The organism is Nocardia coffeae, assembly GCF_019890715.1.
GTDB lineage: Bacteria > Actinomycetota > Actinomycetes > Mycobacteriales > Mycobacteriaceae > Nocardia > Nocardia jiangxiensis.
This window is the reverse complement of record NZ_JAINZY010000020.1, coordinates 1-20,136: the sequence shown is the minus strand read 5'-3', so window position 1 is coordinate 20,136 and position 20,136 is coordinate 1. Positions and strand designations below refer to the sequence as shown.

19 protein-coding genes are annotated in these 20,136 nt (G+C 67.8%); 8 read left to right on the top strand and 11 right to left on the bottom strand.

Features of this window, described 5'->3' with window-relative positions; translation table 11 throughout:
* Nucleotides 1–80: 80 nt before the first annotated feature.
* The gene (locus K7711_RS42130; RefSeq protein WP_308015196.1) at nt 81–989 is read right to left on the bottom strand and encodes an oxygenase MpaB family protein; all 909 of its coding nucleotides are present in this window, start codon (nt 987–989) and stop codon (nt 81–83) included.
* Nucleotides 990–1,193: 204 nt separating this feature from the next.
* On the opposite strand from K7711_RS42130, the gene K7711_RS42125 reads away from it, so the two are divergent.
* Nucleotides 1,194–1,364 (top strand): hypothetical protein, encoded by a 171-nt coding sequence (locus K7711_RS42125; protein ID WP_222978071.1) that lies wholly within the window; start codon nt 1,194–1,196, stop codon nt 1,362–1,364.
* A 352-nt stretch (nt 1,365–1,716) separates the two neighbouring features.
* Entirely contained in the window at nt 1,717–2,664 is a 948-nt protein-coding gene (locus K7711_RS42120) for an alpha/beta hydrolase (protein WP_222978041.1), read from the top strand.
* A gap of 177 nt (nt 2,665–2,841) precedes the next feature.
* Here K7711_RS42120 and glnA read toward each other — a convergent pair whose 3' ends face one another.
* The 3 genes from glnA to K7711_RS42105 all read right to left on the bottom strand — a co-directional run bounded on the left by glnA (nt 2,842) and on the right by K7711_RS42105 (nt 7,098).
* Nucleotides 2,842–4,278: a type I glutamate--ammonia ligase gene (glnA, locus tag K7711_RS42115; protein ID WP_222977833.1), complete on the bottom strand. Its 1,437-nt coding sequence runs from the start codon at nt 4,276–4,278 to the stop codon at nt 2,842–2,844.
* Nucleotides 4,279–4,575: 297 nt separating this feature from the next.
* Complete coding sequence (locus K7711_RS42110; RefSeq protein WP_222977831.1) at nt 4,576–5,847, bottom strand: MFS transporter; 1,272 nt, start codon at nt 5,845–5,847, stop codon at nt 4,576–4,578.
* A 12-nt stretch (nt 5,848–5,859) separates the two neighbouring features.
* A complete protein-coding gene (locus tag K7711_RS42105; protein ID WP_222977830.1) occupies nt 5,860–7,098 on the bottom strand; it encodes a M20 metallopeptidase family protein in 1,239 nt (412 codons plus the stop codon).
* Between the two features lie 95 nt (nt 7,099–7,193).
* Between K7711_RS42105 and K7711_RS42100 the strand changes: the two genes are divergently transcribed.
* Together K7711_RS42100 and K7711_RS42095 are read left to right on the top strand one after the other, a co-directional pair.
* Complete coding sequence (locus K7711_RS42100) at nt 7,194–8,234, top strand: Lrp/AsnC family transcriptional regulator (protein WP_222977829.1); 1,041 nt, start codon at nt 7,194–7,196, stop codon at nt 8,232–8,234.
* A 52-nt stretch (nt 8,235–8,286) separates the two neighbouring features.
* On the top strand, nt 8,287–8,883 hold the full coding sequence (locus K7711_RS42095; protein WP_222977828.1) for an RDD family protein: 597 nt from the start codon (nt 8,287–8,289) through the stop codon (nt 8,881–8,883).
* Nucleotides 8,884–8,953: 70 nt separating this feature from the next.
* On the opposite strand, the gene K7711_RS42090 is transcribed toward K7711_RS42095, so the two are convergent.
* Entirely contained in the window at nt 8,954–9,703 is a 750-nt protein-coding gene (locus tag K7711_RS42090; RefSeq protein WP_222977827.1) for a DUF4191 domain-containing protein, read from the bottom strand.
* Between the two features lie 24 nt (nt 9,704–9,727).
* Nucleotides 9,728–11,941, bottom strand: a complete 2,214-nt coding sequence (locus K7711_RS42085; RefSeq protein ID WP_222977825.1) for an elongation factor G-like protein EF-G2 — start codon at nt 11,939–11,941, stop codon at nt 9,728–9,730.
* Between the two features lie 560 nt (nt 11,942–12,501).
* Between K7711_RS42085 and K7711_RS42080 the strand changes: the two genes are divergently transcribed.
* The 4 genes from K7711_RS42080 (at nt 12,502) to K7711_RS42065 (ending at nt 14,989) form a co-directional block, all read left to right on the top strand.
* Nucleotides 12,502–13,107, top strand: a complete 606-nt coding sequence (locus K7711_RS42080; RefSeq protein ID WP_308015195.1) for an MspA family porin — start codon at nt 12,502–12,504, stop codon at nt 13,105–13,107.
* 374 nt (nt 13,108–13,481) lie between these two features.
* Complete coding sequence (locus K7711_RS42075) at nt 13,482–14,075, top strand: hypothetical protein (RefSeq protein WP_222977823.1); 594 nt, start codon at nt 13,482–13,484, stop codon at nt 14,073–14,075.
* 13 nt (nt 14,076–14,088) lie between these two features.
* A complete protein-coding gene (locus K7711_RS42070; protein WP_222977822.1) occupies nt 14,089–14,469 on the top strand; it encodes a hypothetical protein in 381 nt (126 codons plus the stop codon).
* Entirely contained in the window at nt 14,420–14,989 is a 570-nt protein-coding gene (locus K7711_RS42065) for a hypothetical protein (protein ID WP_222977821.1), read from the top strand. Before K7711_RS42070 ends, K7711_RS42065 begins: the two co-directional genes overlap by 50 nt.
* A gap of 90 nt (nt 14,990–15,079) precedes the next feature.
* Here the strand turns inward: K7711_RS42065 and lipA are convergent, their stop codons facing one another.
* From lipA to sucB, 5 genes are all read right to left on the bottom strand, one after another.
* Entirely contained in the window at nt 15,080–16,180 is a 1,101-nt protein-coding gene (gene lipA, locus K7711_RS42060) for a lipoyl synthase (protein ID WP_051193690.1), read from the bottom strand.
* 24 nt (nt 16,181–16,204) lie between these two features.
* Nucleotides 16,205–17,035, bottom strand: coding sequence for a lipoyl(octanoyl) transferase LipB (lipB, locus tag K7711_RS42055; protein ID WP_222977820.1), 831 nt, complete (start codon nt 17,033–17,035; stop codon nt 16,205–16,207).
* On the bottom strand, nt 17,032–17,598 hold the full coding sequence (locus K7711_RS42050) for a GNAT family N-acetyltransferase (protein WP_308015194.1): 567 nt from the start codon (nt 17,596–17,598) through the stop codon (nt 17,032–17,034). Before K7711_RS42050 ends, lipB begins: the two co-directional genes overlap by 4 nt.
* A gap of 71 nt (nt 17,599–17,669) precedes the next feature.
* Entirely contained in the window at nt 17,670–18,563 is an 894-nt protein-coding gene (locus tag K7711_RS42045) for a TIGR01777 family oxidoreductase (RefSeq protein WP_222977819.1), read from the bottom strand.
* 22 nt (nt 18,564–18,585) lie between these two features.
* Nucleotides 18,586–20,136: 2-oxoglutarate dehydrogenase, E2 component, dihydrolipoamide succinyltransferase (gene sucB / locus K7711_RS42040; RefSeq protein WP_222977818.1), on the bottom strand; the 1,551-nt coding region annotated here is incomplete at its 5' end.

Sequence of the window (20,136 nt, the reverse complement as noted above, 5' to 3'; positions counted from 1 at the left end):
GGTCGTGGCGTGCTCTGCGGTCGATCGCCCGGATATCGTTGGCACGCAGGCGATCGCGTGTCATGGCGGGCCCGTGGGGATCAGATGGGGCGCAGGTCGATCTTCTTGCGCAGGCGGGCGCGGTCGCGTTCGAGGCGGCGGGCCTCGTAGGCGATGGGGAAGTAGCGCAGGCGTTCGGGCAGCAGCGGTACGGTGCGCCCGACCAGCCAGCCGAGGGCGCGCAGCGTCGCCTCGTCGGTGGACGACCAGCTCAATCCCAGCTTCTCGCGCGCGACCTCGGGGGTGGTGCCGACGGTGAAGAAGTACTGCAGGCGGCTCACCGGCGTCGTCGCGGCCCGCCATACCGGCGCGAGCGGGCGCGGCAGGAAGGAGGGCGGGGCGATCCGGCGGCTCACCTTCAGGAAGTCGTAGGCGACGGGGGTCGCGGCCAGATGGTTCTCCAGCTTGTCGTGGAAGTAGTCCAGCCACTCGCTGTAGGTCGGCGGAATCTCCTTGGGCGCCACCGAGAAGTTGCGCATCAACTGCACGACCTCCTGGTAGTACTCCTGCTTGTCCGCTTCGCTCAGCGGCGTGCGGGTGAAGGGCTTCGCGCCCTCGGTATAGGCGTAGACCGCGGTGTGCAGCACCCAGGCCCACGGTCCGGACGACAGTGCGGTATGCCGAACACCCTGTGCGTCAACGGTATTGAGCGTGGTGTGCATCTTGCGCAGTCGATCCGCCTCGGCCAGCGCCTCGTCCCCGGCGTAGATCCACATCATCACCGAGGCGATGCTGCGGAAGGCGCGGCCCATCGGATCGGTGCGGAAGGTCGAATGCTCGTCGACGACCGCCGCGATCGTCGGCTCCATCGTCTGCAGCAGGAACGCCGATCCCGAAGTGAACGGAAAGGTGACCAACCCGACCTCGTCCCACATCCGGCTCTGGGATGTGAACGGCCTACGGGCCGGAAGTTCGCGGTCGGCGGGCTCGATACGTGTGGACGCGGTCACGGGATCTCCTTTGATCGCACAGGCAGCGCGGCTGACCCACTCAGTGATGAGAAGGTTGTTATAAAAGTCTCTCATCATCTCGTCGTGCTGGCAAGGATGCTGCGGCCGCAGCCGCGGATCGCACGAAAAATTGACGCCTGATCATGCTGACCTGGTGGAAGAATGGAGTTCTCACCAGGAAAAAGAGAAGGGAGAGTGATGGCGATGACCCACCCGAACCCCGCCCGTCGCCCCCTGCTGCCGACACTGCGCGCCCATCTGCACTACCCTCTGAGGCGTCACCATCTCACCCGCGAGGAACGCCGCAACCTGGCCACCTCCCGCGCCCGTCCCGCGGTCTACAGCGCCTCCCTGGGTTGTCACCCCCACCTGTGAGCCGTCGACTGCGCCGCGCGGAATACGTGCCGAAAAGGCTGGACGCCAGCAGAATTCGGTCGTGTCGGCCCGCGAGCAGACGTTCCGGCCGATTCGGATCGAGTTGACCTCCGGCTGCGGCCGTCTGCTCGATCCGGGGCAGCGTCATCGAAAAGTGCGGGATCCCAGACGAATTCGTGTGCACAGCAGGCGCCGGTGAGGGTCACCTACTCGATCACGACACTGTCGCGGTTGGATTACGGCTTCGAATCTGCCTGAGGCTTACCGCAACTCGCCGGTTTCTCGCATGGCGACTCGCACTTCCCAGCGAGGGTCGGTGGGCGTGAGCAGGCGGTATCTTGGGTCGGTGGCCATGTGGAAGATGGGAGCCGCGGTGGTGGCGGCCGTGCTGGTGTCCTCGTTCGGTGCGGTGACGGCCGATGCCGCACCCGCTCGAATCGCGGAATCGCGCGCTCCGGCGGGGCGTTTTCAGGAGCTGCTCGTGCCGTCCAGCATGGGGCCGATCCCGGTTCAGGTGCAGTGGGCCGCGCACGGCGGAAGTGCCGCGCTGTACCTGCTCGACGGGCTGCGCGCGCCGGCGGATCACAGCCAGTGGGTGAGCGACACCGACGCGCTGCGCCAATTCGTGGGTGACAACGTCACACTGGTGTTCCCGGTCGGCGGTCATTCGAGTTTCTATACGGACTGGTACCGGCCCAGCAGTACCAACCATCAGAAGTTCACCTACAAATGGGAGACCTTCCTGACCCGGGAGCTGCCCGCCTACCTCGCCGGATACGGCGTGTCGCGCACGAACGACGCCATCGTCGGCGCCTCCATGGGCGGTGCCGCCGCCCTGATCCTGGCCGCGCACCATCGGAATCAGTTCCGGTTCGCCGGGTCCTTCTCCGGATTTCTCAATCCCACCTATCCGCTCTGGAACGAGGGGATGCGCGCGGCCATGTGGAACGAGGGCAATTTCGATGTGGACGATATGTGGGGTCCGCCCGGGGATCCGGCGTGGCGGCTCAATGACGTCGTCGTCCAGGCCGAATCGTTGCGCGGCCTGCCGATGTACATCTCCTCGGGCAACGGTGTGCCCGGCCCGCCCGACGCCTCGCGCGCGGTCGGCGACACGGTGAACGGGATGGGGCTCGAGTCGATCGCGCAGATCGCGGCCGAGATCTTCCGTGACCGCGTGCACGCCTTGGGCATCCCCGCCCGCATCGATATCGGCAACGGAACCCACACCTGGCCGTACTGGGCGCGGGCTCTCGCGACGGCGCGGCCGATGATCCTCGCCGCCCTCGGCGTGCGCTGACCCGTCACATCGGCGTCGGGCTGCCGCGAACACGTGGCCCGACGCAGACGAGTCCACCCGTATCGCGGTCGGTGAATGATCGCGGATCGGATGGACTCGCTACGAACTACTACGGGCGAACCGCGGACGGAAGACCACGAATAGTGTTCCGTCCGCAGGTCAGAGCCTCAGAACGACTTAGACGTCGTAGTACAGCTCGAACTCGTAGGGGTGCGGGCGCAGGTTGATCGGGGCGATCTCCTGGTTGCGCTTGATGTCGATCCAGGTTTCGACGAGGTCCTCGGTGAAGACGTTGCCCTCGGTGAGGTAGTCGTGGTCGGCCTCGAGCTTGTCGATGACCGAGGCCAGGCTGGTGGGGGCCTGGGCGATGTTCTTGGCCTCCTCCGGCGGGAGCTCGTAGAGGTCCTTGTCGACCGGGGCGGCGGGCTCGAGCTTGCGCTTGATGCCGTCCAGGCCGGCCATCATCATGGCGGCGAAGGCGAGGTACGGGTTACCCGAGGAGTCCGGCGCGCGGAACTCGAGGCGCTTGGCCTTCGGGTTGTTGCCGGTGACCGGGATGCGCACGGCCGCGGAGCGGTTGCGCTGCGAGTACACCAGGTTGATCGGGGCCTCGAAGCCCGGGACCAGGCGGTGGTAGGAGTTCACCGTCGGGTTGGTGAACGCCAGCAGCGACGGGGCGTGGAACAGGATGCCGCCGATGTAGTGGCGGGCCAGGTCGGACAGACCCGCGTAGCCGGCCTCGTCGTGGAACAGCGGCTTGCCGTCCTTCCACAGCGACTGGTGCACGTGCATACCCGAGCCGTTGTCGCCGAACAGCGGCTTGGGCATGAAGGTGACGCTCTTGCCCTCCTGCCACGCGGTGTTCTTGACGATGTACTTGAACAGCTGCAGGTCATCGGCCGCCGAGAGCAGGGTGTTGAACTTGTAGTTGATCTCGGCCTGACCGGCGGTGCCGACCTCGTGGTGGCCGCGCTCGAGCTCGAAACCGGCGTTCTGCAGGTTGGTCGCGATCTTGTCGCGCAGGTCGACGTAGTGGTCGTACGGCGCGACGGGGAAGTAGCCGCCCTTGTTGCGGACCTTGTAACCACGGTTCGGGGTGCCATCCGGGTTGAACTCCGCACCGGTGTTCCAGGAGCCCGAGATCGAGTCGATCTCGTAGAAGGCGCCGTTCATGGCCGAGTCGTAGCGGATCGAGTCGAAGATGTAGAACTCCGCCTCGGCGCCGAAGAACGCGGTGTCGGCGATGCCGGTCGAGCGCAGGAACTCCTCCGCCTTGCGGGCGATGTTGCGCGGGTCGCGGCTGTAGGCCTCGCGGGTGAACGGGTCGTGCACGAAATGGTTGAGGTTCAGCGTCTTGGCGGCGCGGAACGGGTCGATGCGCGCGGTGCTGAAGTCGGGCAGGAGTAGCATGTCCGACTCGTCGATCGACTGGAAACCGCGCACCGAGGAGCCGTCGAACGCCAGCCCCTCCTCGGCCAGATCGGCCGTGAACGCCTTCGCCGGGATCGAGAAGTGCTGCTGCACACCGGGGAGGTCGGTGAACCGAATATCGACGTATTCGACCTCCTGCTCCTTGATGTAACTGATGACCTCGTCGGCCGTGCTGAACGCCACTTGCTACTCCTTACGGATCGGTTCCCAGCCCGTACCGATTGCTGGGTATCGCTGCTTGACGGTATGGATGCGGTGTTTCCCGACAATCAAGGCTGTGTTTCGCCAGTGTTACACGTACAGCTGGGCGGGCTGTGCACCTCCCCGGCGTACCGAGGGTGGCACAGTTGTCGCCCGGCCGCGTTCGACCAGCAGGAACATCCTGCCACCGCGGGGTGGGGGGCGGGTGCACCGGTTGGGGAAAAATGTGGCACACATCTCTGTGTCCGGTCGCTGGTTTCTCCTTGGTGAACATCGAGGTCAGTCGATCGGGGCGTCGCGGGTCTCCGGCATACCGAGCACGACCGCGGCGCTGGCCAGCGACAGGATCAGGACGTAGCCCGCGAACAGCGTCGCGTGATGTGAACCGGTGAGCCAGGTCTGCAGATACGGTGCGGTGCCGCCGAACATCGCCGTGGCGACCGCGGCGCCCAGCCCGCTGCCGGTGGCGCGGATTCCGGTCGGGAACAACTCGGCGTACACGGCCGGGATGATCGCCGCGAACGGCGCGAGGAAGATCATCGCCACGATCAACGCCGAAGCCAGTTGCCAGGGCCCGCGGCCGAGCAACGCGGTGAGCGGGAAGATCGTCGCGGCGCTGCCGAGATTGGCCAGCAGCAGTACCGGCCGCCGTCCGATTCGATCGGCCAGGGCGCCGTACATCGGCAGCATCGCGATCATCGCGACCGAGGCCAGCACGCTGATCCACAACACCTGTGCGGCGGGAATCCGGTGTGCGGCCACCTCCTGTGCCGGGGTGCCGATCACCCAGAGGTAGAAGGTGACGGTGCCACCGAGCGTCAGGGCGAATGCCCGCGCGCAGCCGATCCGGTGCGTCCACAGTCCGCGCAACAGCGGCGCCCGCGGTGCGGTGTTGCGGGCGAAGCTCGTGCTCTCCGCCAGCCGCAGCCGCATCACCAGCGTGTACGCGCCGACGAGGCCGCCCAGCAGGAACGGGACCCGCCATCCCCACGCGGTCATCTGAGCTCTGCTCAGCACGCCGGAACCGATCGCCCCGAGCACGGTCGAGACGATGATTCCGGTGGTGCCGGAGATGTAGATGAACGCGCCCCACCGACCGCGCCGCCCCGGCGGCGCGGATTCGGCCAGATAGGTCTGTACCGCGGGCATTTCACCGCCGTGCCCGAGCCCCTGCGCCAGCCGGGCCAGCACCAGTATCCCCGGCGCGGCGAGGCCGATCGCGGCATGCGTGGGGCACATCCCGATGAGCAGACTGCCGATCGAGGCCAGGGCGATCGAGCCGATCAGGGCGGCGCGCCGCCCCTTCCGGTCGGCGTACCACCCGAATAGCAGGCTGCCGATCGGCCGCATTACGAATCCGACCGCGAATACTGCCAGCACCGACAGCAGTGCGAGCATGCCCGTCGCGTCGGGGAAGAACTGGTGCGCGAAGAACGGCGAGAACGTGCCGAAGATCGCCCAGTCGAACCATTCGAGCGCATTGCCGGTCCCGGTCGACAGCAGTGTGCGCCAGGTGGGCGGTGCGGGAGCGGCGGATGTGCTGGTGGACATGGTATTTCCTCCTTATCGGACCGCGTCCGGGAGCGCCTGCGCGGCAACGGCATTCGACGTTGCCGCGATATCCAGTCGCCGGGAGGCCAGTTCCGCGAGGTAGTTCGCGCCGTCGGACAGGATCGCGTCGTCGAAAACCGCGTAGGGAGAATGGATGTCGGGGGCGGTGGCCGGATCGGCCTCCGGCGGGCAGGCGCCGAGCAGGATCATCGCGCCGGGAACGCGATCGAGAACGTTGGAGAAGTCCTCGCCCGCGCACAAGGGCTGTGGCAGCTCCCGACAGCGGTGCGGACCGTGCAGATCGGCCGCGACGCCGGCGGCGAAGTCGGCCTCGGCGGCATCGTTGACGGTGGCCCCGACATAGGGCGTGATCTGGGTTTCGGCCTCGACCCCGAAGGCGTGCGCGATCGAGCGGCACATTCCGGACAGGTTCGCGCGCAACGCATCCCGGATCTGCGGGGTGTGCCAGCGCAGTGTGCCGCGGAATTCGGCGCTGCCGGGGATGACGTTTCCGGCACTGCCCGCGTGGATCGCCCCGATGGTGAGCACCGCGGTGTCCTGTGGCGCGACAGTTCGAGTGAGCAGGCCGGGCAGCGCGCCGATCATCGCGGCCGCGGCCGAAATCGGGTCGCGGGCCAGGTGTGGCGCCGAGCCGTGCCCGCCGGTGCCGCGTACCGTGACACGAAGCAGGTCACCCCCGGCGAGGACGGCCCCGCGGCGGGTGGTGAAGGTCCCGTGCGGGAAGCGGGCCGACATCACGTGGATCGCATAGGCGGCGATCGGCGGCGCGCCCGCTGCTTCGAGTACTCCCTCCTCGATCATCCGCGCGGCCCCGTCCTGGCCTTCCTCACCGGGTTGGAACATGAAAATCACGTCACCCGTGAGCCTTTCGCGACGTCGCGCGAGCAGCTGCGCCGCCCCGACCAGCATCGCGGTGTGCAGATCGTGCCCGCAGGCGTGCATGGTCTCGGTGCGCGAGGCATAGTCCAGTCCGGTGAGTTCGGCCAGGGGCAGCGCGTCCATATCTCCCCGCAGCAGGACCGCCGGGCCCGCGCGTCCGCCGCGCAGCACCGCTGTCACAGAGCCGATTTCACGCCCGACGGTGATTTCCAGCGGTAGGCCCGCGAGCGCGTCGAGCACCCGTCGCCGGGTGCGGGGCAGGTCGAGTCCGAGTTCCGGGTCGCCGTGGATCCGGCGACGTAGGCGCACCAGATCTTCCTGCAGCGCTTGACTTTCTGTCGATGTCGGCATCGCCGGACCCTCCTGTCGTGCGGAATCGTGACAGGATGGCGATAGGAGCAGAAGAGTCGGTAAATCTGCCGGATATTTCGAAAATTGGTGTCCCGATGCAGGATTCTGCCATCGCTCTGGACGAGCTGGATCTGGCGGTGATCAATTGCCTGGAGATCGCTCCGCGGGCCTCGTGGCAGCGGATCGGCGCCGCCCTGGAGGTCGACCCGGCGACCATCGCACGACGCTGGCAGCGGCTGAGCCGAGGCCGCGCGGCCTGGGTGAGCGGTCGCGCGTCCGGTCTGCCCGAGGCCTGTCAGGCCATCGTGCTGGTCGACTGCGCGACCGGGGCGGCGAACGATACCGCGCAGCGCCTGGCGCGCTGGCCGCATGTGCTCAGCGTCGAGCACATCAGCGGCAGTCACGATCTGTCACTGCTGATCACGGTGCCCGGGTTGGGTGCGCTCTCGCGCTTGCTGCTGGAGTCGCTCTCGGCGGTGCCCGGCGTCGTCGCCACCCGGACGCTGCTGATCACGCGGACCTTCCGGCTGGGTGACCACTGGCAGTTGAACGTGCTGGACGCCGCCCAGCGAGCGCGGCTGGCGGCGGGCGTGCGCCCCTGGCCCGAGCGGCCACCCCGCCCGCGTCCCCTGGACGCCACGGATCGCACCCTGGTCCTGCGCCTGGGGCAGGACGGCCGGGCCGCCCTGTCGGACCTCGCCCGGGAGACCGGCCTGAGCATCAGCACGGTCCGCCGCAGGATGGACGGAATGGTCGCGGGCGGGCAGCTTCAGGTGCGATGCGATATGGCGCTGTCCCTGTCGGGGTGGCCGGTCGGCATGTGGGTGTGGGCCAGGGCGGATCCGAACGATCGGCGCACCGTGGAGGCGCTGCTCGCCATCACCGGTGCGCGGGTGTGCATGCGGGTGTCCGGAGGTGAGCCGAATCTCGTCGTCGGCTTCTCGTTGCGCACGGTGCACGAGGTGCCGGTGGTGGAGTCGCGGCTGTCCGTCGAGGCGCCGCGGCTGACGATTCTGGGCACGTCGATCGTGCTGCGGTTCATCAAGCGGATGGGCCGCGTGCTGGATGCGGCCGGGCGCAGCCAGACGGTCGTTCCGATGGAGGTCTGGGCCGATCCGGGCGAGCCGCCGAGGTAGGCCGCGCACCACCCTCGACAGTGGCCTCGCGGGCCGGGGATACGATTCTCGCATGGCACGTATCACCGGTTCCTGGTTGTCGGGGCCCAATGCGGCGGACTCGGGGGATCCGCTGCCGGACGAATATCCGGGCAAACTGCTGGGACTGCCGAAATCCGGTGTCGGCTCGCTGGCGCCGATGTCGCGACGCATCGTGGCCATGTTCGTGGACTGGATCATCGCGACCGGTATCGCGGCGTTGATCGTCCGGCCCGATCCCGCGCGCATCATCGCCCGCACGCACGTCGCCGCCGGTCAACAGCCTCCGACGAACTTCGAGGCCGTGACCAGCGCCCTGTCCACGCCGACCTTCCTGGTGTGGTTCGTGCTCGGTGTCGCCACGGTGACGCTGTTCGGGTTCACGCCGGGGCAGTACTTCCTGCGGATGCGCGTGGTGCGTGTCGATGTGATCGAGGCCATGGCCGAGGGCAGATCCGGGTCGGCCGCGGGTCAGGCCAAGCCGCCGGGGTTCGACGCCGCGGTCGGATTCGTGCGCGCCCTGGTTCGCCAGGTGCTGCTCATCTTCGTGGTGCCCGCCCTGTTCGCCGATTCGGACGGCCGCGGCATGCACGACCGCGCCACCGGAACAGGTCTGGCCCGCACTCGCTGAGCGCATCCGGAACAGCAGAAGGCCCGCGTTCGAATGAACGCGGGCCTTCGTCGTCTCGGAGCCGGCCGACTCAGCTGCGGCGGCGGACCGTGCGCTGGACACCCCGCATCTTCGCGCCGCCGGGCAGCGGGCCCTTGGGCAGCGCCGGGCCGCCGCGGGTAGCCAGGGCCGACAGCCGGCCCTCGATGAGATCCATCCGCTTGGCGTCGATATTGCGGGGGAGTTTGGTGAGGTAGCGCTGCAGGGTCTTGAGCGGTATCTGACCCTCCTCGTTGCCGATCACGACGTCGTAGATCGGGGTGTCGCCGACCAGGCGGGCGGTCTTCTTCTTCTCCTGGGCCAGCAGCGATTTGACCCGATGCGGGGAACCCTCGGCGACCAGGATGACGCCGGGCAGGCCGATCACCCGGTGCACCGCGTCGAGCTGCGCGGTGGCGGCGACGGCCTGGGTGGGCCGCCACTTGCCCTGCAGATTGTCCAGCACCCACCAGGCCGCGCCGGGCTGATCGTCCATGCGGGCATAGGCGTTCTTCTGGGCGCGGCGGCCGAAGATGATGAACGCCACCAGACCACCCAGCACCAGGCCGATCGGCAGCAGGTACCACTGCATGTGCACGAGCAGGCCGATGACCACCATGATCACCGTGATGCCGACGAAGGCGCCGATCATCAGGGGCAGCAGCAGCTTGTCTTCCTTGCGCTGCATCTGGAATACCTGCCAGAGCTGCTTGCGCCGCTCCTTGGAGGCCTGCTTGCGCGCCGCCTTCTCCGCGGCCTTCGCTTCCTTCGACGGCTTGGCGCCGCCCTTGCCTGCTGCCATGGTTCTCAGAATAGTGTGCGGAGCTCAGGTCGAGACGTGCGCCCGGTTGCGGATCGAGTCGGCCAGCTGGCCGGGCATCGCCTCGTGCCGGACGTAGGCGCGAGTGAACTGCGCCGCGCCGTGGGCGAGGGAGCGCAGATCGATGGCGTACCGGTCCAGTTCGAGTTCGGGAACCTCGGCGCGGATGACCGTGCGCGCACCGGAGATCGGTTCGGTGCCCAGTACCCGGCCGCGGCGGCTGGACAGATCGCTCAGGACGGTGCCGACATGGTCGTCCGGGACCGTGACGTTCACCTCGGCGATCGGTTCGAGCAGATTCAGCCGGGCGGCGGTGGCGGCCTCGCGCAGGGCCAGCGCACCGGCGGTCTGGAAGGCCGCGTCGGAGGAGTCGACCGAATGCGCCTTACCGTCGAACAACGTCACCCGCACGTCCACCAGCGGATATCCGGCCGCCACACCGCGGGCCGCCTGCGCGCGCACCCCTTTCTCCACCGACGGAATGAACTGTCGCGGAACGACTCCGCCCACCACCTTGTCCACGAACTCGATGCCCGAACCCTCCGGCAGCGGATCCACCTCGATCTCGCAGATCGCGTACTGGCCGTGCCCGCCGGACTGTTTGACGTGCCGCCCGCGCCCGGTCGCGCCGGAGGCGAACGTCTCCCGCAGCGCCACCTGGTGATCGACCAGATCCACCTGCACCCCGAACCGCGACCGCAGCCGCTCCAGCGCGACGTCGCGGTGCGCCTCGCCCAGGCACCACAGCACCAGCTGATGGGTCCGGCCGTTCTGTTCCAGATGCAGGGCCGGATCCTCGGCGACGAGCCGGGTCAGGCCCTGGGAGAGTTTGTCCTCGTCGGCCTTGCTGTGCGCCTGCACCGCGACCGGCAGCAGCGGTTCGGGCATCGGCCACGGTTCGATCAGCAGCGGAGAATCCTTCTGGGACAGGGTATCTCCGGTCTCGGCGTGTCCGAGTTTGGTGACGCAGGCGATATCCCCGGCCACGGCCTCCCCGACCGGGCGCTGCTGCCTGCCGAACGGGGCCGAGATCGCGCCCACTCGTTCGTCCGCGTCGTGATCGGGTTCGGGCTCGCCGTTGCCGCCGGGGGTGTGACCCCAGACGTGCACCGTGTCGTCCGGACGCAGCGTGCCCGCGAACACCCGCACCAGCGAGAGTCTGCCGACGTACGGATCGGACGTCGTGCGAATCACCTCCGCGGCCAGCGGCGCGGCCGGATCGCAGGCCAGCGGTTTGGGGGCCGAGCCCTTGCCCGGACGCGCCGCCGCCACCGAATGCTCTGCGGGTGTGGGGAATCCGCGGGTGATCAGATCGAGCACCTCGACCATGCCCAGGCCCTCGCGCGCACCCTCGGGCGGCGGCGCGGCGAGCAGGATCGGATGGAAGGTACCGCGCGCCACCGCGCGTTCCAGATCGGGGACGAGCGTGTCCAGGTCGATCTCCTCGCCCTCCAGGTAGCGGTTCATCAGGGTCTCGTCCTCGCTCTCGGCGATGATGCCCTCGATGAGTTGCCCGCGCGCCTGCTCGATCAGCGCCGCCTGCTCCGGTGTGGCCTCGGTGCGGGTGTGCTCGCCCGCGGAATAGTCGAACACCTGCTGGGTGAGCAGATCGATCAGACCCGTCACCGGGCGGTGCCCGTCCGCGCCCGCCGGTCCGTAGACCGGAAGGTGCAGGGGCAGAACGCTTTCGGTCGCACCGCCGCCGAGCCGTTCGCGGCAGGTGCGGGCCATGTCGTCGAAGTCGGCGCGCGCGGCATCCAGATGGGTGATCACCAGCGCACGCGGCATGCCGACCGACGCGCACTCCTCCCACAGCGCCAGCGTCTGCCCGCCGATGCCGTCCGCGCCCGCGGCGGCCGAGATGATGAAAAGGGCCGCATCCGCTGCTCGCAGACCGGCCCTGAGCTCTCCGACGAAATCGGCATAACCTGGTGTGTCCACCAGATTGACCTTGATCCCGTCCCAGGCGACCGGCACCACCGACAGCTGCACCGACCGGTGCTGGCGTTGTTCGATGTCGTCGTAGTCCGAGACGCAGGTGCCGTCCTCGACCCGGCCGGCCCGGGTGAGCGCACCGGTGGCGACGGCGAGCGCCTCCACCAACGTCGTCTTCCCGGAACCCGGATGCCCGACCAGCACCACATTGCGAATGTCCTCGGGCCGGTCGGCGGTGACCGCCTTCCCAGTGGGCCCGGCCGGTGTGCTCGCTCTCTCGACCATCTGTGCTCCCGAAGTCGACACGTGTGGTTAATCAGAGCTTCCCACCGGCGACCACCGTGTGTCACCCATTCGACAGATCAATCGGGATACCGCACCCTTTCCTCCGCGAAGTACGTGCGGTCGGTGTCGCTGGTTTCCGGGCGCGCGGTCTTGCGCGTTCGTCGCACCGGACCGACAGCCTCGCCTCGCGAACCGCGCTACTGGGGCGATCGGACGAGTCTCCGGCGGAACCGGTGGCGGCCGTGCGCTGATCACATCCGTCGGTCACCGCCGGGGCCATTCATGTCGGCGACGTCGGATTCTCCCGCCCGAACATTGAGTTTTTTACGCAGTTTCACTGCACCCCAACAGCTTTCGGCTTACCGGCAAACCGAGGTGTCGCCTTGCCGCTGTGCGGAATGGCTCGTCGTTCCATCGACTCGAGCCCTGGTGTCGTGATAGAGTCGGGCAGCTGAAAATCAGTCTTCGTGGGGGGGATTCGCCTGTGGCGCAGGCACATTCGCCCTGTCGAAGTTGCTCGTCCATAACTGAGCGTGGGGGAACAGATGCATATTCGGGGTGTGATCACAGGACTTGCCGGTGCGCTGGCCGCCGTCCTGATTGCTGTTGTGGCCACCGGCACCGCTGCCGCGGACCCGCTGGCCGACAAGTCCCGGGAGACCACTACGGACGACGGCTGGCACATTCGAATAACGAAGACCGACGAAAACCTCGACAGATACCCGAATCTCGCCGCCACATTGTTCACCCGTGAAGGATTCGTCACGCTCAAAGCGGCCGCCGATGTAAGCGGTAGCGGCTCCGCTCCGGTGAATTCCGGCAGCATCACCCTCGGCTACCAGATCGGTTGCCAGGCGGACGTGACCAGCGGTGCCGCCATCGGACTGGCTATCGGGCCGACCGTGAGCATCGGCGTCTTCTCCAGCATCGGCGGTAGTGCGATGCTGTCGCCGACGGTGTACATCAAGCCCGGCACGATCACCGACATCCCTTTCGGGACAAAAGCTTTGACCGGGCGCCACGGTTCGATCACCGCCGACCAGGTGCACATCAAGATCGATGGCTGTCTGGGCCCGGTCAGTCTGCGGTCCTACGCGCAGATCAAGATCACCACCCCGACCGCGGACAACTCGCTGGCCGTGTATGGCGATCCGATCTACCTGTGAGTTGACCGATGTATCCGAACAGGATGCCGCCGCGGTTCGTACGGCAACGCCTCGGGATCGGTTTCGTCGCCGTGGTGATGGTTGTCGCTGCCGGACTGGTGGCAGGGATCCGTGGAACTGCCGACGCCAGGCCGATCAACCCCTACATTCCGTGTGACCAGTGGCAGCAGATGCACCCCGGCTGGCCGTGTTGGGGAAATTTTCCCGAAATCGAGGAACCTACGGTCCCGGGGCCTCCGCCACCGGCGCCGCCGACTCCGCAGTCGGCCGTCCCGGCCACTCCATCGCCGACAACCCAGGCATCGCCGCCGGCCGCGGCGCTGACACCGCCGTCTGCGCCTCCGGTCCTGGATCCGTGTCAGGCGATCATCCCGGTGCCCGGCTATGTTCCGCCTGCCTTGCCCGGACATGCGGTCAACGCCCCTTGCTCGTCGGGCGGTTCCGCGCACAGCGGTGTACCGGTACCGATCATCATTCCCGCCCCGCATCTCGTCGACTCCGGCTATGCGCTGAACGAGATCCTCATGACTTCGCACGATCAGTTCGGTGATGAGGTTCCGCTTCGGCGCGGATACTACGATCCGACGACGAACAGTGGCTTCGGGTTCGACAAGATGTTTCATAAACATGGCATCACCAACCCGAACGTATTCGACGATATAATTCGACACACCCCTTCGACGTATCAGATCGATCCGGAGTCCGGGGAGATGAGGCGCATATATCGCACCCAGATTCAGCGATGGCGCTGCGGATCATTTCTGGGGATTCCTACTTCCTGCCGGAATACCGGTGAATCCGTCTGGATTCGCGCCGTTGTCGATGTCGAGGATGAGAAGCCCGATGGTCACCCGCTCGGGCTGATCACGATGTATTGTGAAAAAGGCGGCTCCGGTGTCACTCTGAATCAATGGGGAACCGGTACGCTCTGTCCGAGCTGGGTGAATACGAACGTACCGATCAACTGAGAATGCGAGATCCATGGGTGCATCGAGCGGTTCCGACTTTGCGAAACAGGTTATTTCGGAATTGATCCGCCTTGCGAACGCGCCGGATCCACTCCGCGATGTGGCGATAGAGCCGGTTGCGGCATGGACCGCCGGTTCGTGGATGTATTTCGTGTACCGGACAGACGAATCGCCGTTGACGTTCGGGATCGTGAAGGACACTGGCAGGCCGGACAAGCTCTCCCCGTGGCGTAGTGCGGCGGATGCGGCCGGCTGGTATCTCTTGTCCGACATATACGGAGTTCCGTACTCCCTGCATACTGGCGATCCCGGCCGAATCATATGGCTGCTGGGACAGCTCGACGATGAGCTTCCTCGCCGGGTTGCAGAAGCCGAGGCTCGAAATGAACTGTGAAAATATCGTGGATCCGGTCGGAATCCGTGGGCGACAACGGCGTGGATCATTACCAATCATCGCGGCCGCTGTCTCGGTGGCCTGTTTTGTGATGGTTTCGCTTGGTGCCTGCTCTGAAGCAAAGCACTCTGATTCCCGCCAAAACACAAGTGTGACCGACGCTGCCGCGCAACCCGCGGATTACACTCCGGCTCTCGAAGCCGTGATAACGGCTGCTCCCGATACCGCGTACGCCGAGATGATGAATCTCACCTGCGGAAAAATCCACGATCAGTTGGCCGCCATGACCGAATCGGGAGAACGTTACGCAGGGGGAGCGTATGCCGGGCAATACGGAAAGGTTCGCGTTACCGCCGTCGAGCAGGTCCGAGAATCTTCCGACAAGCATGCCACCGCCGTCGTCACGGTACGGGCAGAGCGGTCCGAAGATTCCGAAGAGCCTCTGACGAGAAAGGCACGGGCAGAATTTGACACATCTGCCACGCCGTGGAAGATATGCGACCTCGTACCGGTGTCGTGACGCCTCTGGTGTGATCCGTCCCCCGTGTCGTGAGCTCAACCGTGGACGCCGACGATGTGGTCCACGGTTTCGACACGGAGGACGGGTCGGCTAGGAGCCGAAGCGGGCCAGGACCGAGGTGGCTTCCTGGGAGGCGGAGCCTTCGGTGGCCAGATGGGCCATCTCTGGGGCGATCTCGCGGCCGTGGTGGGCCATCGCCTGGGCGTAGAGGCGGCCGGCGCGGTAGGAGGAGCGGACCAGGGGGCCTGCCATCACGCCGGCGAAACCGATCTCGGTCGCGACGCGGGAATGCTCCACGAACTCCTCGGGCTTGACCCAGCGGTCCACCGGATGGTGGCGCGGCGAGGGGCGCAGGTACTGGGTGATGGTCAGAATGTCGCACCCGGCCTCGTGCAGATCGCGCATCGCCTGGGTGACCTCCTCGGGGGTCTCGCCCATGCCCAGGATCAGATTCGACTTGGTCACCAGACCGGCCTCGCGGGCCGCGGTCAGCACCGCCAGCGAACGCTCATAGCGGAACGCGGGACGGATCCGCTTGAAGATGCGCGGCACCGTCTCCAGGTTGTGCGCGAGCACCTCGGGGCGGGTGGCGAACACCTCGGCCAGCTGATCGGGATCGGCGTTGAAGTCCGGGATCAACAGCTCCACACCGGTATTCGGGTTGAGCTGCTTGATCGCGCGCACCGTCTCCGCGTAGAGCCAGGCTCCGCCGTCGTCCAGATCGTCGCGGGCCACACCGGTCACCGTGGAATAGCGCAGGCCCATCGCCTGCACGCTCTCGGCCACCCGGCGCGGCTCGTCGCGGTCCAGCTCGGCCGGCTTACCGGTATCGATCTGGCAGAAATCGCATCGGCGCGTGCACTGCTCGCCGCCGATCAGGAAGGTGGCCTCGCGGTCCTCCCAGCATTCGAAGATGTTCGGGCAGCCCGCCTCCTCGCAGACCGTGTGCAGCCCTTCACGTTTCACCAGGCCCTTGAGCTCGGAGTATTCCGGGCCCATCGTGGCGCGGGTGCGGATCCACGCGGGTTTGCGCTCGATCGGCGTCTCGGCGTTGCGCGCCTCGATACGAAGCAGCTTGCGGCCGTTGGCCAATGGCACACCCGGCGCGGGAGCCGGGGTTGCGGCGGGACCCGATCCGGGCGGGGTGGTGCCGGTCGGAGCGGTCGATGTCGGGGTGTCGACGGAGGTCACCCGACCGATGCTACGCCCGCCCGATCAAGCGCCCGGTGCGGCTCCGGCCGGTGTGACATGCGCAATATCGTGATCGGAAATCGGCAGTCGGCCGTCCAGGGCGCGCGCGATCGAATCGGCCACCGACGGAAGCACCTCGGCCAGGGTGATCTCGCGGCCCAGTTCGCGGCTCAGCGTCGTCACCCCGGCGTCGCGGATCCCGCAGGGCACGATGACGTCGTAGGCGTCCAGCGGCGAATCACAGTTGAGCGAGATGCCGTGCAGCGCGACACCGCGTTCGACGCGCACGCCGATCGCCGCGACCTTGCGCGCGGATTGCAGAGAGTTCGCCGGAACCCACACGCCGGAGCGTCCGGGAACCCGCCCGCAGACCAGTCCCAGGCCGGTGCAGACCGCGATGAGGGCCTCCTCGAGGCGGCGCACGTAGTCGATCACGTCGACCGGTTCGGCCAGTCGCACGATCGGATACCCGACCAGCTGGCCGGGACCGTGCCAGGTGAGCTTGCCGCCGCGATCGGTCATCACCACGGGGCTGCCGTCGGTCGGCATGTCCTGCGGTTCGGTGCGGCGGCCCGCGGTGTAGACCGGCGGATGTTCCAGGAGCAGAAGGTGATCGCGGCCCTGACCTGCGGCGCGTTCGGCGGCGATGCCGCGCTGCATATCCCGCGCGCGCTCGTACTCGACCACGCCGAGGTAGTCGATCTCGATGGGCGCATCGTCCATGCGGGCGGAGTCGGTGCGTCGGCGGGCCGGTGGGATCACCGGCAGGGCGGACGTCTCGGTTACGCCGTCACCGAACGGATCCGGGGTGTTCTCGTGCTCGCCCCGTAAGGCTGCGCTGGCGGGCTCAGTCATCGTCGGGACGTTACGCTATCGTGACCCGCGCCCGCGAGCTCCGTGGTGCCCAATGTGAGCTGCATCAATGTCAGGTCCATCCATCCGCCGAATTTATGACCTACTTCCGGTAGTACCCCGACGGTGCGGAATCCGAACTTCTCATGCAACGTGATCGAGGTCGTATTCGAGGATTCGATCGCGGCGATCACCGCGTGCACGGTTCCGGCGCGTTCGGCACGCGCCAGCAGCTCGGTCAGCAGTGCGGTGGCCAGTCCGCGGCGATGGAACCGGTCGGCCACGTACACCGAATTCTCCACGGTGAAGCGGTATCCCGACTTGGGCCGCCACTGTCCGTAACTGGCGTATCCGGCCACCGCGCCGTCGATCTCGGCGACCAGCACCGGGAATCCGCCCGCGGTGCGCGCCCGCCACCAGGCCAGCCGCTCCGGCAGATCGACCGGCTCGGTATCCCAGATCGCGGTGGTCTCCGCGATCGCGTTGTTGTGGATCGCCAAGATCTCCGGCAGATCCGTCTCACGCGCATCGCGGATCAGCGGCTCGGACGATGGGTTCTCCGTCACCAGCTCACGGTAACCGGCGTCGACCTCGGGACAGAGTGGTCGAGATGTGATATTCGCCGAGGCCGCGGCGATCAGTCGGCGAAGATCGAGGCCAAGGCTTGGCCGATGGTGTGATGCCGGAAGGGATAGCCCGCCTCTTCGAGCGCGGTGGGGATGGCCCTGGGGCCGTGCAGGATCGCCTCTTCGGCGAACTCGCCGATCAGCAGCCGCAGTGCGACCGACGGCACCACCAGCGGGGCAGGGCGGTGCAGGGCGAGGGCCAGGGCCCGGCTGAATTCGGCGTTGGTGACCGGCGCGGGTCCGGCCATGTTGACCGGGCCGCGCAGTGTGTCGTGGGTGAGCGCGAAGGCGATCGCGCCGATCTCGTCGGCGAGGGAGATCCACGGTACGTACTGACGGCCGTTGCCCAGGCGTCCGCCCAGGCCGAGCGAGTACAGCGGTTCGAGCAGTTTCAGCAGTCCGCCGTGCCGGGACAGCACGAGAGCGCTGCGGATGTGCACCACGCGCACACCCGCGTCGTCGGCGGGCTTGGTCGCGGCCTCCCAGTCACGGCACAGCGTGCCCAGGAAACCCGTTCCCGCAGGGGAGGTTTCGGTGACGACCCGGTCGCCGGTCGCGCCGCCGTAGTAGTGCACGCCGCTGGCATTGATCAGCGTCGGCACCCCGGCGGCGGCGACCGCCGTGGCCAGTACGTCGGTCGGAGTGATCCGGCTGTCCCGCAGCTCCTGTTTGTAGCTGCCGTTCCAGCGTCGTCGGCCGACGCCCGCGCCGCACAGGTTGATCGCCGCGTCCGAGCCCCGCAGGGCGCGCTCGGGCACCTGGGCGCGAATCGGATCCCAGCTGAACTCGTCGCGCGCGGCGGCGGGGCGCCGCACCAGCCGGACCACGTCGTGTCCGTCCCGGCGCAGCGCCGCCACCAGTGCCGTTCCGATCGAACCGGACGAACCGGCGATCACAACCCTCATGCGGTGTTACCGAATTTTCTTGTTACAGACCGAGGTCCGCCTCGAACGCCGCTTCCTCCAGCCGGTGCCGGATGGTGGTGAGGAAGCGTCCGGCATCGGCGCCGTCGATGAGCCGGTGATCGTAGGTCAGCGGCAGGTAGCACATCGAGCGGATGCCGATGAACTCGTTGCCGTTGTCGGCGATCACGATGGGGCGCTTGACGATCGCGCCGGTACCCAGCATCGCCGACTGCGGCGGAACCAGGATCGGGGTGTCGAACAGGGCGCCCTGGCTGCCGATATTGGTGATGGTGAAGGTGCCACCGGCCAGCTCGTCCGGCTTGAGGCCGCCGGTGCGGGCGCGGTTGGCGATATCGGCGATCGCGCGGGCCAGACCGGCCAGCGACAGGTCGCTGGCGTTGTGGATGATCGGGGACAGCAGACCCTGGTCGGTGTCCACCGCGATACCCAGGTGCACCGCGGAGTGGTAGGTGATCTCCTTGGTGTCCTCGTTGTAGGAGGCGTTGACGTTGGGGTGCACGCCCAGCGCCTCCACGGCCGCCTTCGCGAAGAACGGCAGGAAGGTCAGGTTGACGCCCTCGCGATCGGCGAAAGCGGTCTTGGCCTTGGCGCGCAGTGCCGCGATCTTGGTGACGTCGGCCTCGTGGGTCTGGGTCAGCTGTGCGGTGGTCTGTAGCGATTCACGCGTCTTGGTCGCGGTGATCTGCCGGATGCGGCTGGCCTTCTGCACGGTGCCGCGCAACGCCTGCAACTGCGGGCGGACCCCGGCGGGCGCCGCGCTCGCGGGTGCGGCCGGGGCGGCTGCGGGCACTGCGGCAGGCGCGGGGGCCTTGGTCGCCTCGGCTGCTGCGAGCACATCCTGCTTGCGGATCCGTCCGCCGACGCCGGACCCCGTGACGGAAGCCAGGTCGACGTTGTTCTCCGCGGCGAGCTTGCGGACCAGCGGGGTCACGTAGGGGGCGTCGCCGTTGCCGCTGGAAGGCGCGGCGTGGGCCGGGGCCGCGGCGGGCGCCGGGGCGGTGGCGACGGGGGCCGGGGCAACGGGCTGCGGTGCCGGGGCGGGTGCCGGGGCTGCGGCGACGGGTGCCGGGGCAGGGGCCGGAGCGGGCGCAGGCGCCGGAGCAGGTGCGGGGGGCGGAGTCGGCGCGGGTGCCGGCGCCGGAGCAGGTGCGGGAGCCGCGGCCGGGACGCCACTGCCGATCACGCCGAGCTGGCCGCCGACGGCGACCACGTCGTCTTCGTTCGCGCTGATCTCCAGCAGGGTGCCCGCGACGGGCGAGGGGATCTCGGTGTCGACCTTGTCGGTGGACACCTCGAGCAGTGGCTCGTCGACCTCGACCGAATCGCCGACCTGCTTGAGCCAGCGGGTGACGGTGCCCTCGGTGACGGACTCGCCCAGCTCGGGCATCTTCACCGAGGTGCCGGATGCGGCGGGGGCCGGAGCGGCGGCCGCGGGAGCCGGTGCGGGTGCGGCGGGCTGAGGTGCGGGGGCGGCAGGCTGCGGGGCCGGAGCGGGCGGGGCGGGTGCGGGGGCCGGAGCTGCGGCGGGCGCCTCATCGGCGGCGCCGATCAC